The organism is Pseudomonas sp. SID14000, assembly GCF_002165135.1.
GTDB lineage: Bacteria > Pseudomonadota > Gammaproteobacteria > Pseudomonadales > Pseudomonadaceae > Aquipseudomonas.
The window spans coordinates 191,295-203,887 of sequence record NZ_NFZQ01000006.1; the positions used below are offsets into that span (position 1 = coordinate 191,295).

Sequence of the window (12,593 nt, forward strand, 5' to 3'; positions counted from 1 at the left end):
GCCTGGTAGATCGAGCGCCGCCCGCGAAGCGCCGCGCGGGCGGCGCTCGATCTGCCAGCCGCCGCACGACTCAAGACGTCAATGCGCCCCGGCAGACTTGCTCAGGTCACTTTCTGCCCACTCGGTATAAATGCACGCATCCGCCACCGCCCAGCGCACCTTCACGGTCTCCCCCGGCTGCATCGGCATGCCCGCCGCCGACAGCGCCTTCACCGTCAGCTCGGTACCGCCCGCGGTCATCACATGGCAGGTCTGGCTCTCGCCCAGGAACAGCACTTCGCCAACCTTGGCGCTGACCTCGTTCCAGCCCGCCGGCAGCGGCTCGCGCTTGGCCTGTTCGGTGGTCAGGGCCAGGGCCTTTTCCGGGCGCACCATGATCAGTGCATCCTGCGAGGCGGCCAGGCCCGGGGTCAGGCGAATGGCCACCGGCTGGCCCTCGAAGCTGCCCGCGCCATTGCTGCTGGCCTTGACCCGCAGGAAGTTGGAGTTGCCCAGGAACGAGGCGACGAAGGCATTCGGCGGGTTCTGGTACAGGTCGTAACCGGTGCCCAGGCCGACGATCTTGCCGTGACTGAAGATGGCGATGCGCTGGGACAGGCGCATGGCTTCTTCCTGGTCGTGGGTGACGTAGACGATGGTGATGCCCAGGCGCCGGTGCAACTGGCGCAGTTCGTCCTGCAGGTCTTCGCGCAGCTTCTTGTCCAGCGCGCCGAGCGGCTCGTCCATCAGCAGGATGCGCGGCTCGTACACCAGCGCCCGGGCAATCGCCACGCGCTGTTGCTGCCCACCGGACATCTGCGACGGCTTGCGGTGGGCGAACTTCTCCAGCTGCACCAGCTTGAGCATGGCATCGACGCGTTTGGCGGTTTCGCTGGCGCCGAGCTTGCGGATGGCCAGCGGGAAGCCGATGTTGTCGCGCACGTTCAGGTGCGGGAACAGCGAATAGCGCTGGAACACCATGCCGATGTCACGCTTGTGTGGCGGCACGTTGACCAGTGACTGGCCATCGACCAGGATTTCGCCACTACTCGGCGTTTCAAAGCCAGCGAGCATCGACAGGGTGGTGGACTTGCCCGAGCCGCTGGAGCCGAGGAAGGTCAGGAACTCGCCGTCCTGGATTTCCAGGTCGAGGTTGTCCACGGCGGTGAAGTCGCCGTAGTGCTTGTTCAGGCCGCGCAGGCTGACCAGGGTCTTGCCGTGCGCGTTTTCTTTGATCACTGCACTCATTGTTGTTTTCTCCGTGCGCTCAGGCGTTGGCTTCGGTGCGCCGGCGCAAGGCGGCGGCAATGAACATGACAAGCAGCGACAGGCCGATCAGCAGGGTCGAGGCCACGGCTATGACCGGGCTGAGATCCTGGCGCAGGGTGGTCCACATCTTCACTGGCAGGGTCTGCAGGTCGGGGCTGGCCATCATCACGCTCAGCACCACTTCATCCCACGACACCAGGAAGGCGAACAGGCCGCCGGCGATCATCCCCGGGCGAATCGCCGGGAAGGTCACCCTGAAGATCGCCTGCAGGCGCGACGCGCCGCAGATCACCGCGGCATCCTCGATCGACTGGTCGAACAGCTTCAGCGAGTTGATGATCGAAATGATGGTGAAGGGCAGGGCGACGATCACGTGGCTGACCACGAAGGCGAACAGCGTGCCGGTGTAGCCAAGCTTGAGGAACAGCGCGTACACCGCCACGGCAATGATCACCAGTGGCACGATCATCGGCATGGTGAACAGCCCGTACAGCAGCTCGCGGCCGGGGAAGCGGCCACGCACCAGGGCGAACGCGGTGGGCAGGCCGAGCAGCACGGCAGCGATGGTGGTCAGCACGGCCACCTTCAGGCTGGCCAGCGCGGCGTCCATCCACTCCGGGTTGGAGAAGAACTGGCCGTACCACTTGAAGGTCCAGCCTGGTGGCGGGAACACCAGCCACTGCGACGAGCCGAACGACAGCAACACGATGAACACTACCGGCAGCAGCAGGAAGGCCGCGATGACCCCGGTGGTCAGGTACAGGCCCGTACGTAGCGGGCGGCCCATGGCATTGGGAGACAGGAGCATGGCGGTTTACCTCGCGTTGCCAACCGGGGATTCCGGCTGCAGCTTCAGGTACAGGTAGAAGAGCACCAGGGTGATCACCACCAGCAGTGCGGCGGCGGCGCTGGCCAGGCCCCAGTTGAGGAACGACTGCACCTGCTGGATGATGAATTCGGGCAGCATCATGTTTTGCGCACCGCCCAGCAGGGCCGGGGTGACGTAGTAACCGAGCGACATCACGAACACCATCAGTGCTCCGGAGAACAGCCCCGAGCGGCACAGCGGCAGGAACACCTTCCAGAAATTGGTCCACGGGCTGGCACCGCAAATCGAGCCGGCCTGCAGCACCATCGGGTCGATGGCGTGCATGGTCGCCTGCAACGGCAGCACGATGAACGGGATCATGATGTAGCTCATGCCGATCACCACACCGGTCAGGTTGTGCACCATTTCCAGCGGGGCATCGATGATACCCATGGCCATCAACGCCTTGTTGATCACCCCGGAGCTCTGCAGCAGCACTAGCCACGAGTAGGTGCGCGCCAGCAGGCTGGTCCACATCGACAGCAGCACGATGTTCAGCAACCAGCGGCCCCAGCCCTTGGGCACCAGGGTTATTGCCCAGGCCAGCGGAAAGCCCAGCAGCACGCTGATCAGGGTGACCACGCCGGCCACCGAGAAGGTGTTGAACAGCACTCGCGCATAAGCCGAGTTGGCGAACAGCTGCTCGTAGTTGCCCAGGCCCGGCGTTGGCTCCAGCACCCCACGCAGCAACAGGCCTGCCAGCGGGGCGAAGAAGAACAGGCCGAGGAACAGCAGGGCCGGCAGCAGGTTGCGGCTGCCTTTCCAACGTTGGCCCAGGCTGACGCGACGGGGGGCTGCTTCCGGAGCGCCGGTGCCCGTGGGGGCACCTTGTGCATTGTGCAGGGCGTTGATGGCGACTTTCATTTGACCAGCCACTCATTCCAGCGGGCTGCGATGGCCTGGCCGTTCTTGGCCCAGTAGGCGAAGTCGAGAGTGACCTGGTCCTGGGCATAGGCGGTCGGCAGGTTCTGCGCGAGGTCTTTGTCGAGTTTGGCCACGCTATCGACGTTCACCGGCGCGTAGGCGGTCTTGTTGGCGAACTCGGCCTGGCCTTCGGCGCTGCTGGCGTGGGCCAGGAACTTCATGGCTGCATCCTTGTTCCTGGCGCCTTTGGGGATGACCAGGAAGTCGGCCATGACCAGGTTCTGCTTCCAGCTCACGCCCACCGGTGCGCCGTCTTGCTGCAGGGCATAGACGCGGCCGTTCCAGAACTGGCCGAGCGAGGCCTCACCCGAGGCCAGCAGCTGCTGCGACTGGGCACCACCGCCCCACCAGACGATGTCTTTCTTGATGGTGTCGAGCTTCTTGAAGGCGCGATCCAGGTCCAGCGGGTACAGCTTGTCAGGGGCTACGCCGTCGGCCAGCAGGGCCAGTTCCAGTACGCCGGGGCTGGGCCATTTGTACAGGGCACGCTTGCCGGGGTAGGCCTTGGTATCGAACAGTGCGCTCCAGTCCACCGGCTTGTTGGTTCCGAGCTTGCCTTCGTTGTAGCCAAGCACGAAGGAGAAGAAGAACGAGCCGACGCCATGGTCGGAAACGAAGCGCGGGTCGATCTTGTCGCGCTTGATCTGGTTGAAATCCAAGGGTTCGAGCAGGCCTTCGCTGGCGGCACGCAGGGCGAAGTCGGCTTCGACGTCGACCACGTCCCACTGCACGTTACCGCTCTCGACCATGGCCTTGAGCTTGCCGTAGTCGGTGGGGCCGTCCTGGACGACCTTGATGTCGGTGGCTTTGGTGAAGGGTGCGGCCCACGCTTCTTTCTGGGCGTCCTGGGTGGTGCCGCCCCAGCTGACGAAGTTCAGGCTGTCGGCGGCCTGGGAGGCCTGACATGCCAGGGTCAGCAGGCTGGCGGACAGCACTGCGGTTACACGTTTGCTCAACAGCATGGTTACGCCCTCGTTGCTTTTTGTTATTCGAGGCGGGGCTTGTGGTGCGCCCGCCAACAGTGTTCGGGGAGCAGCTAAAACAAAGTGTCTTGTGGCCGTTTTTGATTGTGAGTACAGGCCTGTAGGTTTAAGGTCTACGGGATATCATATTATGGTATTCCAAACTTTTGGCAAGAGCCATGAGGCTACCGGCCATCACTCCGTCCTTTCAGAAACTGCGCAGGCCCTGTGGGAGCGGGTTCACCCGCGAATGCGTTGGTGGCTTCACCATCGTATTCGCGGGTGAACCCGCTCCCACAGGGCCTGCCAAGTCAGTTGCTTGTCTGTTCTAGCCGAGCATGTCCGGCTCGAACGGTATGCTTTGCACCACCTCCAGCTCATACCCCGCCAGGCCTGCATATTTCAGCGGCGGGCCCAGATGACGCAGCTTGCCCACGCCCAGGTCCTGCAGAATCTGCGCCCCGGTGCCCACCTCCGAATACACTTTCGACTGACCGCGCTGATAAGGCCGCACCGGCTGGGTCAGCTGCGGCACGCGCTCCAGCAGTGCCTGCGAGGACTCGTGGTTGGCGAGGATCACCACCACGCCGGCGCCTTCCTCGGCCACCTTCTGCAGCGCCGCCCATAGCGTCCAGTTGGCCGGGCCCGAGTATTCGGCGCCAACCAGATCGCGCAACGGATCGATCACGTGCACCCGCACCAGGGTCGGCTGCGCGCGGCGGATATCGCCCATGACCATGGCCATGTGTACACCACCTTCGATGCGGTCTTCATAGGTGACCAGGCGGAAGGTGCCATGCACGGTCGGCAGTTCGCGTTCGCCGATGCGCTTGATGGTCTGCTCGGTACTCAGGCGGTAGTGGATGAGGTCGGCAATGGTGCCGATCCTGATGCCATGGCGGGCAGCGAACACCTCCAGGTCCGGGCGGCGGGCCATGGTGCCATCGTCGTTGAGCACTTCGACGATCACCGACGCCGGGGTGAACCCGGCCAGGCGTGCGAGGTCGCAGCCGGCTTCGGTGTGGCCGGCGCGGGTCAGCACGCCGCCTTCGCGGGCGCGCAGGGGGAAGACATGGCCGGGGTGCACCAGGTCTTCGGGGCGGGCGTTGGGGGCCATGGCCGCCGCCACGGTACGCGCCCGGTCGGCAGCGGAAATACCGGTGCTGACGCCGGTGGCCGCCTCGATCGATACGGTGAAGGCGGTGCTGAACACGCTGCCGTTGGCAGGCACCATCTGCTCCAGGCCCAGGCGTTGGCAGTGTTCGTCGGTCAGTGTCAGGCAGATCAACCCGCGCGCTTCACGGGCCATGAAGTTGATGGCCTGGGCGTCGCAACGCTCGGCAGCGATCAGCAGGTCGCCTTCGTTTTCCCGATCTTCGTCATCCACCAGCAGGACCATCTTGCCTTGCCGGTAGTCATCGAGAAGTTCTTCGATGGTATTGAAAGCCATGTGCACGCTCACTGTGGTGGGGTGATTATTATGGTATACCATCATACATAAATATTGCCCGTGACAGGAGAGCAACGCATGAAAGCCTACTGGATCGCCCATGTAGACGTGACCGACCCCGAGCAATACCAGCAGTACACCCAACGCGCCCCGGCTGCCTTCAAGGCGTTCGGCGGCCGCTTCCTCGCTCGTGGCGGGCGCAGCGAGGCGATGGAAGGGCGGCCTACCCCTCAGCGTAGCGTGGTGATCGAGTTCGATTCGTATGAGCAGGCGGTGGCGTGCTACCGGTCCGAGCTGTATCAGGAGGCTTGCAGGCACCGCCAGGCGGTGGCGAAGGCCGAGGTGATCATTGTCGAAGGTTTCGAGCCTTGAAGTAGTTGCTGATGGCCCTGTCGCCGGCACAGGCGGTACAAAACTGGCTATGATTGCCCCATGACCAGCTCCCCGCCTCTGCGCCAACCGTGCCCCCCTGGTGCCTGCATTTGCGGCCGCGAACACCTGGCCGATCAACCACAGGCCGTCCAGCGCATTCTCCTGCTGACCCGCCAGGAAGAAAAACGCCTGCTCGAACGCCTGGAAAACCTCAAGGACCTGGAAGACCTGCAGCGCCTGCAGCAACGGATGTATGAAAACCTCGGCATCCGCGTGCATATCGCCCCTGGCTTCAATGAAGTGCGGACCATGCGCGGTATTGTCATCGAACTGGACGACCAGCCAGGACTGTGCCGCAAGACCCGGCAGTCGATCCCGGCGGCGATCCGCCGTGGGCTGGAGCGCAACCCGCAGGTTGCCTTCCGGTTGCTCGATACCCACGACCTGCTGCGGGATACCTGAGGAACCGCGTCAGGCCCACTAAATTTTCCGCCACACGCTACGTCTACTTGAAAGCCCCCAGCGCCAGGTCCGCCACGGCATCCATCACTCAAGGAGACAGGCTATGACTTCCGTTTTCGACCGCGACGATATCCAGTTCCTGGTAGTGGTCAACCACGAAGGGCAATATTCGATCTGGCCCGATTACAAAGCCATCCCCAACGGCTGGTGTGCCGTAGGCAAGAGCGGCTTGAAGAAGGACTGCCTGGCCTGCATCGACGAGGTCTGGACCGACATGCGCCCGCTGAGCCTGCGCCAGAAAATGGCCGAAGCCGCCGTCCAGTGACTGCCTTGAACCTGCTGTGCCTGCCGTATTCCGGGGCCAGCGCCATGGTCTACAGCCGCTGGCGGCGCAAGCTGCCGGCATGGCTGCAGGTGCGCCCGGTGGAGCTGCCCGGGCGTGGCGCGCGCATGGCCGAGCCACTGCATACCGACATGCAGGCCCTGGCTCGGCAACTGGCCGCTGAGCAGCGCCTGGCGGCCAGCACCCCCTACGCGCTGCTCGGTCATAGCCTGGGGGCATTGCTGGCCTTCGAGCTGGCCCATGAGCTGCAAGCGCTGGGCTGCCCGCCGCCGCTCGCGCTGTTCGCGTGCGGCACCGCAGCGCCCACTCGTCGTGAGGACTACGGCGGCAAGAACTGGCGTGAGCCCAAGAGCGATGCCGAGCTGATCAGCGAGTTGCGCGAGCTTCAGGGCACGCCCGAGGAAGTGCTGGCCAACGCCGAACTGATGAGCCTGACCTTGCCCACCTTGCGCGCCGACTTCCTGCTCTGTGGTACCTACGTCTATCGCCAGCGGCCGGCCTTGCAGTGCCCGCTGCACGTCTTGGGGGGCCTGCAGGACCGCGCCAGCGACGAGCAATTGCAGGCCTGGCGCAAGGAAACCCACGGGGCGTTCTCGCTGCAGATGTTCCCTGGTGGCCACTTCTTCATCCATGAGCAGGAGGGCCCGGTGCTCGCAGCGCTGGCCGCGTTGCTGCAACCGCTTCGGCTGTCCGCCTGATTGACGTCACCGCTTGCCTGGGGGAGGCTAGGCCTTTTCCCAGGCAAGAGGCAGACAATGCTGATCGATCCCCACAAGGCCACGCTGCTGGTCGTCGACATCCAGGAAAAACTCATCGGCGCCATGAGCGACCCTGAAGGCACCCGCGCGCGTGCCCGCTGGTTGCTGGCAGCGACGGCTGAGCTGGGTCTGCCGACTGTGATTTCGGAGCAGTACCCCAAGGGCCTGGGCCATACCCTGGTCGAACTGCTGACCGCAGCGCCTGCCGCTGAGGTGGTGGAAAAAAGCCACTTTTCCTGCGTGGCTGCCGAGTGCCTGCCAGCGGGCCTGATGGCGCGCGAGCAAGTGATTGTCTGCGGTATGGAAACCCATGTCTGTGTGTTGCAGACCGTGTTCGGCCTGTTGGCACTGGGCAAGCAGGTGTTCGTGGTCGAGGATGCCTGTGACAGCCGTACCCCGTCGAGCAAGGCCGCAGGCCTGGCGCGCATGCGGGCCGCGGGGGCGCAGGTGGTGACCCGTGAAATGGTATTGTTCGAACTCATGGGCAGTGCAGGTCACCCGCTGTTCCGCCACATCAGCAAGACCTACCTGGTCGGTGAACAGCCCTGAACGGCCGGTTACTGGCTGTCGGGTTGATGGCCGTGGCGCTGCTGCAAGGCTGCGCCGGGCGCCGTGAGGAAGCGCCCGAGGCGGACCCGGCCAAGGTCCACGCCCAACTGCTGCGGCTGTTGCCCGCCCAGGCCAAGGACCGTGAGGGCTGGGCCCGGGACATCCAGGTGGCGTTCGAGGCCCAGCGCATTGCCCCCAGCAAGAGCAACCTGTGCGCGGTGCTGGCGGTGACCGAGCAGGAGTCGACGTTCAACGCCGACCCACAGGTGCCCAACCTGGGGCGTATCGCCCGTGAAGAAATCGACCGCCGCGCCGCGCGCCTGCATATCCCCAAGCTCCTGGTCGACGGTGCATTGAAGACGCCGTCGGGCAACGGCAAGAGCTACCAGCAGCGCCTGCAGGCGGTACGCAGCGAGAAGCAGCTGAGCGAACTGTACGACGAAGTCATCGCTCGCGTGCCGTTAGGCAAGACCTTGTTGGGCGGGCTGAACCCGGTGCATACCGGTGGGCCGATGCAGGTCAGCATTGACTTCGCCGAAAAGCATTCGCGGGATTACCCCTACAGCCACAATGGCAGTATTCGCCAGGAAGTGTTTACCCGGCGCGGCGGCATGTATTTCGGTATAGCCCACTTGCTAGGCTATTCGGCCAACTACGATTGCCAGCTGTACCGCTTTGCCGATTTCAACGCGGGCTGGTACGCCAGTCGCAATGCGGCATTTCAGGCGGCACTGAGCAAGGCGACGGGGGTGACGCTGGCGCTGGACGGCGACCTGGTGGCGCCGGGCTCGATCATGCCCGGGACCACTGAACAGGCGGCGCGCAAGTTGGGAGGGAAGCTGGGGCTGCGCAACCCGCAGATTCGCAGCCAGCTGGAGGAGGGCGATAGCTTGTCCTTCGAGGACAGCAAGCTGTACCGCGGGGTGTTCGCCATGGCCGATGCTGCCGCTGGCAAGCCAGTACCACGGGCGGTACTGCCGGGGATACAGCTGAAAAGCCCGAAGATCACCCGCAAGCTGACCACGGCGTGGTTTGCCGGGCGGGTGGATGAGCGTTATCAGCGGTGCATGAAGCGTTAGCCTGTCATCCAACGCAATCAACTGTGGGAGCGGCCTTGCGTCGCGAAAGGGCTGCGCAGCAACCCCAGAAATTTGTGCATCTGTGCTGAAATCCTGGGGCCGCTATGCGGCCCTTTCGCGACGCAAGGCCGCTCCCACATTGACCGTGCCAGCCTGTCTGATCAGCTTTCGGCCAATGCCCCAACCACCTGATCCACACTGGCCTTCAACCCGGCAAGCGCATCCTCAGGGTCACTTTCCACCACCACCAGCTTCGCCCCGGACGCCTTGATCACCTCGGCCACAGCCGCCTCCGGCTGCCGGTGGTCCAGCACTAGCGCCACATCCTGAGCCTTCAGATTGTCACCCAATGCCTTCAGCGCAGCCGCATCCCACTCGGGCGGCAACGGTTGCTCGACCACGTCGAGGTTCAACCCGCTGGCCAGATAACCCAGCCGCTCCGACAGGCTCACCACCGTCAGGTTGTCGACTTTGGCCAACCGCGTCTGGCTGCTGGCCGAAAGCTCCAGCAACTGGCGCTTGATCCCTGCCAGGTTGCCCTGGATCTTCGCCTTGTCGTCCGGTGCCAACCGCTCCAGGTCATTGGCTACCACGTCGGCCATGCGCCCGAAGTTGGTCGGGTTGAGCCAGGGGTAGGCGCCATACGCCTCGTCACCGTTCACCGCAATACCCGGCAGCGCGCCATCCACCGGCCGTGCGGCGTCGATCTCGACGATCCGGATATTGCTGCGCCGGGCCATCGGGTACAGCGGGTCGTCACGCCAGATCGAGCGCACGCCGATCACCGCGTCGGCCTGCTGTGCGGCCTTGTGCAGGCTGGCGCCACCGCGCCCGCTGAAATAGGACGGCTGGCGGCTGGCAGGCAGGTTGGCGGGCGCTGTACGTGTGAGCTGCACCGCGGTACCGTCGAGCAGGGCGCTGGCCAGGCTGTGGGTGACGGGCAGGGTGGTCAGCACTTGCGTGGCGAAAGACAGCGACGGCAGGCCTGCCAGGGCCAGCGCCAGGGTCAGGCGTTTCAGGTTCATGCCGGGTTTCCTTGCAGGCGGGGGACGAGGGCGCGGGCCAGCGCCGCCAGGGCGAAGCAGATGCCGGCGACCAGAATGATCGCGGCGCCGGATGGCACCGGCAGGTCAAGAACGATCGGCAGCAGGATACCCAGTAGCGTGCTCAGTGTGGCGATCAGCACCGACAGGAAGAAAAAGCCCTTCAGCGACTGGCTGACCAGGCGTGCGGCGGCAGCGGGAATCACCAGCAGCGCCCCGACCAGAATCGCCCCGATCACCTTCACCGAGGCCACGGTGACCAGGGTCACCAGTACCACGAACAGGTAGTCCAGGGTTTTCACTGCCACCCCGCGCACGGCCGCCAGCTGCGGGTTGAAACTGGCCAGCATGATACGGTTGTACAGCGGCAGGGTCAGCGCCAGCACCAGCACTGCGACGATGCCCAGCACCACCAGGTCCTGGCCGCTGACGGTCAGTACCGAGCCGAACAGCACGTTCTCGAGGATGTGCACGTTTATCTTGCCTGCCAGCATCAGCAGCAGGCTGGCGCCCAGCGCCAGCGACACCGACAGAAACACCCCGATCAGCGTGTCCGGCGACAGCCCGGTGCGGTTGCGCAGGAAGTTGAGCAAGATGCCGAACAGCAGGCAGTAGCCGAACAGGCTGCCGTAAGGGCCGGTGTAGGGCTCGCCCAGCAGGATGCCGATGGCCACGCCGGTCAGCGCGGCATGGCCGACCGCCTCGGAAAAGAAGGCAAAACGCTTGACCACCACCAAAGTGCCCAGGCCGCCCAGCACCGGGCCGATCATCAGGCCGGCCAGCAAAGCGTTGACCACGAAGCCGTAGGCCAGCGCCTCGGGTAGGTAACCGGCATTGGCCCAGTCCTGGACCGTTTGGCGAAAAATTTCAAAGCTCATCAGGCAGCGCTCTCGCTACGCGGGTGAACGGAGAACAGGCCGAGCAGGCGCTCCGGGGGCAGGGCCTGGGCGGGTGGGGCGTCGAACAGTACCTGGCGGCTCAGGCCGGTAACCCGGTCGGCCAGGCGCATCACGGCCTCAAGGTCGTGTTCGATCCACAGCACGGTGGTGCCGGCCTGGCGCCAGCCCTGCAGCAGTTGCTCGAACACCTGGATGCCGGCTTCATCCAGGGCCGACATTGGCTCGTCCAGCACCAGCAGGTGCGGCTCGGGGATCAGGCCTTGGGCCAGCAGCACGCGTTGGCGTTCGCCACCGGAAAGCGCGCCCATGCGCCGTTTGCGCTTGTCGAGCATGCCGACCCTGGCCAGGGCCGCGTCGATGGCCGGCTGCACACGGCGCGACAGGCCGAGGAAGGCGGGCCGGCGCTGGCACATGGCAGCCATGAAGTCGCCCACGGTCATTGGCAGGCCACGGTCGAACTCCAGCGCCTGCGGTACATAGCCAATCACTCCGCAGTCGCCGGGCCAGTGCAGGGTCAGCTGGCCCTGATGCGGCATTTGCCCGAGCAGGGTCTTGATCAGCGAGCTCTTGCCGCCGCCGTTGGGGCCGACAATGGCATGTACGCTGCCGGCGGCGACGTTGAGGCTGACCTGTTCGAGGATGCGGGTGCGGCCCAGGGTCAGGTCGATGCCAGCGAACTCGATGCGCGGCCCGCAGGCTGTCATCAGGTTGGCGGCGGCGGTCATGCTCGGTTCTCCTGGATGGCGCGGACCACGGTGTCGAGGTTGCGCTTCATCTCCACTTCGTATTTGTCCTTGGTGTATTCGCCGTAGGAAATGTGCGTCAACGGGTACAGGCGCACGCCGGATTCACGCTGGATGGTTTCGACATAGGCGGATGGAAAATCCATTTCCGAGAAGATCACTCGCACGTCCAGCGCCTTGAGCTGGTCGATGGTCTTTTTCAGCTGGGCCGGGCTAGGTTCGATGCCATGGGCTGGCTCGACCACCGCGGTGACCTCCAGGCCGAAGTCGCGCACCAGATAGTCGTAGGCGGCATGGATGGTGACGACCCGGAAGGTGGCGCTGGGGGCCTCGGTGACCTTGGCCAGTGCGTCGGCACGCAGGGTGCGCAGGCGCTTGGCGTAGGCGCGGGCGTTTTGCGTGTATAGCTTGGCGTTATCCGGGTCGAGCTTGCCCAGCTCCCGGGCGATGTTGTTGACCTGGGCAATGGTGGTGCTGATCGACAGGAAGGTGTGCGGGTTGACCACCTTGCCGGCGCCGCGGGCGGCGATGCCGGTGGCCGCCAGCAACGGCACGTTCTGGTTGGCCTCGATGGTCTTGATGCCAGGCTTTTCGCTGGCGGCGATCATGCGGTCGGCGAAATCGTCATGGCCGATGCCGTTGAGTACCACCACGTCCAGTGTGCCGATGCGTTTGATGTCCTCGGCCCGTGGCTCGTAGGCATGGGGGTTGAACCCTGCCGGAATCAGCGGCACCACTTCGGCCTTGTCACCGACGATGTTGCTCACGTAGCTGTAGTAGGGGTGCAGGGTGATGCCGATGCGTAGCGGCTTGCCGTTATCGGCCAGGGCCAGTGCCGGCAGGGCAAGGGCCAGAAGCAGGGCGAGGGCGGAGCGGAGCATGGGGGAGTCCTT

15 protein-coding genes are annotated in these 12,593 nt (G+C 64.7%); 6 read left to right on the forward strand and 9 right to left on the reverse strand.

Annotated elements, in window-relative coordinates; genetic code table 11:
- Positions 1-78: 78 nt before the first annotated feature.
- The 5 genes from CAY82_RS11110 to ribBA all read right to left on the reverse strand — a co-directional run bounded on the left by CAY82_RS11110 (position 79) and on the right by ribBA (position 5,452).
- Positions 79-1,227, reverse strand: coding sequence for an ABC transporter ATP-binding protein (locus CAY82_RS11110; protein ID WP_087501232.1), 1,149 nt, complete (start codon positions 1,225-1,227; stop codon positions 79-81).
- A 19-nt stretch (positions 1,228-1,246) separates the two neighbouring features.
- Positions 1,247-2,056 (reverse strand): ABC transporter permease, encoded by an 810-nt coding sequence (locus CAY82_RS11115; protein ID WP_087501233.1) that lies wholly within the window; start codon positions 2,054-2,056, stop codon positions 1,247-1,249.
- Positions 2,057-2,062: 6 nt separating this feature from the next.
- Complete coding sequence (locus CAY82_RS11120; protein WP_087501234.1) at positions 2,063-2,980, reverse strand: ABC transporter permease; 918 nt, start codon at positions 2,978-2,980, stop codon at positions 2,063-2,065.
- A complete protein-coding gene (locus CAY82_RS11125; RefSeq protein WP_087501235.1) occupies positions 2,977-4,002 on the reverse strand; it encodes an ABC transporter substrate-binding protein in 1,026 nt (341 codons plus the stop codon). Before CAY82_RS11125 ends, CAY82_RS11120 begins: the two co-directional genes overlap by 4 nt.
- Before the next feature lie 328 nt (positions 4,003-4,330).
- Positions 4,331-5,452: a bifunctional 3,4-dihydroxy-2-butanone-4-phosphate synthase/GTP cyclohydrolase II gene (gene ribBA / locus CAY82_RS11130; protein ID WP_087501236.1), complete on the reverse strand. Its 1,122-nt coding sequence runs from the start codon at positions 5,450-5,452 to the stop codon at positions 4,331-4,333.
- Between the two features lie 78 nt (positions 5,453-5,530).
- Between ribBA and CAY82_RS11135 the strand changes: the two genes are divergently transcribed.
- The 6 genes from CAY82_RS11135 to CAY82_RS11160 all read left to right on the forward strand — a co-directional run bounded on the left by CAY82_RS11135 (position 5,531) and on the right by CAY82_RS11160 (position 9,015).
- Positions 5,531-5,824 carry a DUF1330 domain-containing protein gene (locus tag CAY82_RS11135; RefSeq protein ID WP_087501237.1) on the forward strand — a complete coding sequence of 98 codons (294 nt, stop codon included), beginning with the start codon at positions 5,531-5,533 and terminating at the stop codon, positions 5,822-5,824.
- A 60-nt stretch (positions 5,825-5,884) separates the two neighbouring features.
- On the forward strand, positions 5,885-6,286 hold the full coding sequence (locus CAY82_RS11140) for a hypothetical protein (RefSeq protein WP_087501238.1): 402 nt from the start codon (positions 5,885-5,887) through the stop codon (positions 6,284-6,286).
- A gap of 103 nt (positions 6,287-6,389) precedes the next feature.
- Positions 6,390-6,611 carry an MbtH family protein gene (locus CAY82_RS11145; RefSeq protein WP_087501239.1) on the forward strand — a complete coding sequence of 74 codons (222 nt, stop codon included), beginning with the start codon at positions 6,390-6,392 and terminating at the stop codon, positions 6,609-6,611.
- Complete coding sequence (locus CAY82_RS11150) at positions 6,608-7,327, forward strand: thioesterase II family protein (RefSeq protein ID WP_087501240.1); 720 nt, start codon at positions 6,608-6,610, stop codon at positions 7,325-7,327. Before CAY82_RS11145 ends, CAY82_RS11150 begins: the two co-directional genes overlap by 4 nt.
- 57 nt (positions 7,328-7,384) lie before the next feature.
- Positions 7,385-7,936 (forward strand): hydrolase, encoded by a 552-nt coding sequence (locus tag CAY82_RS11155; RefSeq protein WP_087501241.1) that lies wholly within the window; start codon positions 7,385-7,387, stop codon positions 7,934-7,936.
- A 26-nt stretch (positions 7,937-7,962) separates the two neighbouring features.
- On the forward strand, positions 7,963-9,015 hold the full coding sequence (locus CAY82_RS11160; protein ID WP_087501242.1) for a DUF1615 domain-containing protein: 1,053 nt from the start codon (positions 7,963-7,965) through the stop codon (positions 9,013-9,015).
- 161 nt (positions 9,016-9,176) lie between these two features.
- Here the strand turns inward: CAY82_RS11160 and CAY82_RS11165 are convergent, their stop codons facing one another.
- Genes CAY82_RS11165 through CAY82_RS11180 form a run of 4 tightly spaced genes read right to left on the reverse strand, consistent with a single transcriptional unit; the run spans position 9,177 to position 12,581 of the window.
- The gene (locus tag CAY82_RS11165; RefSeq protein WP_087501243.1) at positions 9,177-10,040 is read right to left on the reverse strand and encodes a metal ABC transporter solute-binding protein, Zn/Mn family; all 864 of its coding nucleotides are present in this window, start codon (positions 10,038-10,040) and stop codon (positions 9,177-9,179) included.
- The gene (locus tag CAY82_RS11170; RefSeq protein ID WP_087501244.1) at positions 10,037-10,936 is read right to left on the reverse strand and encodes a metal ABC transporter permease; all 900 of its coding nucleotides are present in this window, start codon (positions 10,934-10,936) and stop codon (positions 10,037-10,039) included. The genes CAY82_RS11165 and CAY82_RS11170 overlap by 4 nt, the downstream gene beginning before the upstream one ends.
- Positions 10,936-11,682, reverse strand: a complete 747-nt coding sequence (locus tag CAY82_RS11175) for a metal ABC transporter ATP-binding protein (RefSeq protein WP_087501245.1) — start codon at positions 11,680-11,682, stop codon at positions 10,936-10,938. The genes CAY82_RS11170 and CAY82_RS11175 overlap by 1 nt, the downstream gene beginning before the upstream one ends.
- Entirely contained in the window at positions 11,679-12,581 is a 903-nt protein-coding gene (locus CAY82_RS11180; RefSeq protein WP_087501246.1) for a metal ABC transporter substrate-binding protein, read from the reverse strand. The genes CAY82_RS11175 and CAY82_RS11180 overlap by 4 nt, the downstream gene beginning before the upstream one ends.
- Positions 12,582-12,593: the final 12 nt, after the last annotated feature.

Bases quoted from the DNA above. Each gene is read 5' to 3' on its own strand.
- CAY82_RS11110 (WP_087501232.1), bottom strand. From the start codon at position 1,227: ATGAGTGCAGTGATCAAAGAAAACGCGCACGGCAAGACCCTGGTCAGC.
- CAY82_RS11115 (WP_087501233.1), bottom strand. From the start codon at position 2,056: ATGCTCCTGTCTCCCAATGCCATGGGCCGCCCGCTACGTACGGGCCTG.
- CAY82_RS11120 (WP_087501234.1), bottom strand. From the start codon at position 2,980: ATGAAAGTCGCCATCAACGCCCTGCACAATGCACAAGGTGCCCCCACG.
- CAY82_RS11125 (WP_087501235.1), bottom strand. From the start codon at position 4,002: ATGCTGTTGAGCAAACGTGTAACCGCAGTGCTGTCCGCCAGCCTGCTG.
- ribBA (WP_087501236.1), bottom strand. From the start codon at position 5,452: ATGGCTTTCAATACCATCGAAGAACTTCTCGATGACTACCGGCAAGGC.
- CAY82_RS11135 (WP_087501237.1), top strand. From the start codon at position 5,531: ATGAAAGCCTACTGGATCGCCCATGTAGACGTGACCGACCCCGAGCAA.
- CAY82_RS11140 (WP_087501238.1), top strand. From the start codon at position 5,885: ATGACCAGCTCCCCGCCTCTGCGCCAACCGTGCCCCCCTGGTGCCTGC.
- CAY82_RS11145 (WP_087501239.1), top strand. From the start codon at position 6,390: ATGACTTCCGTTTTCGACCGCGACGATATCCAGTTCCTGGTAGTGGTC.
- CAY82_RS11155 (WP_087501241.1), top strand. From the start codon at position 7,385: ATGCTGATCGATCCCCACAAGGCCACGCTGCTGGTCGTCGACATCCAG.
- CAY82_RS11160 (WP_087501242.1), top strand. From the start codon at position 7,963: ATGGCCGTGGCGCTGCTGCAAGGCTGCGCCGGGCGCCGTGAGGAAGCG.
- CAY82_RS11165 (WP_087501243.1), bottom strand. From the start codon at position 10,040: ATGAACCTGAAACGCCTGACCCTGGCGCTGGCCCTGGCAGGCCTGCCG.
- CAY82_RS11170 (WP_087501244.1), bottom strand. From the start codon at position 10,936: ATGAGCTTTGAAATTTTTCGCCAAACGGTCCAGGACTGGGCCAATGCC.
- CAY82_RS11175 (WP_087501245.1), bottom strand. From the start codon at position 11,682: ATGACCGCCGCCGCCAACCTGATGACAGCCTGCGGGCCGCGCATCGAG.
- CAY82_RS11180 (WP_087501246.1), bottom strand. From the start codon at position 12,581: ATGCTCCGCTCCGCCCTCGCCCTGCTTCTGGCCCTTGCCCTGCCGGCA.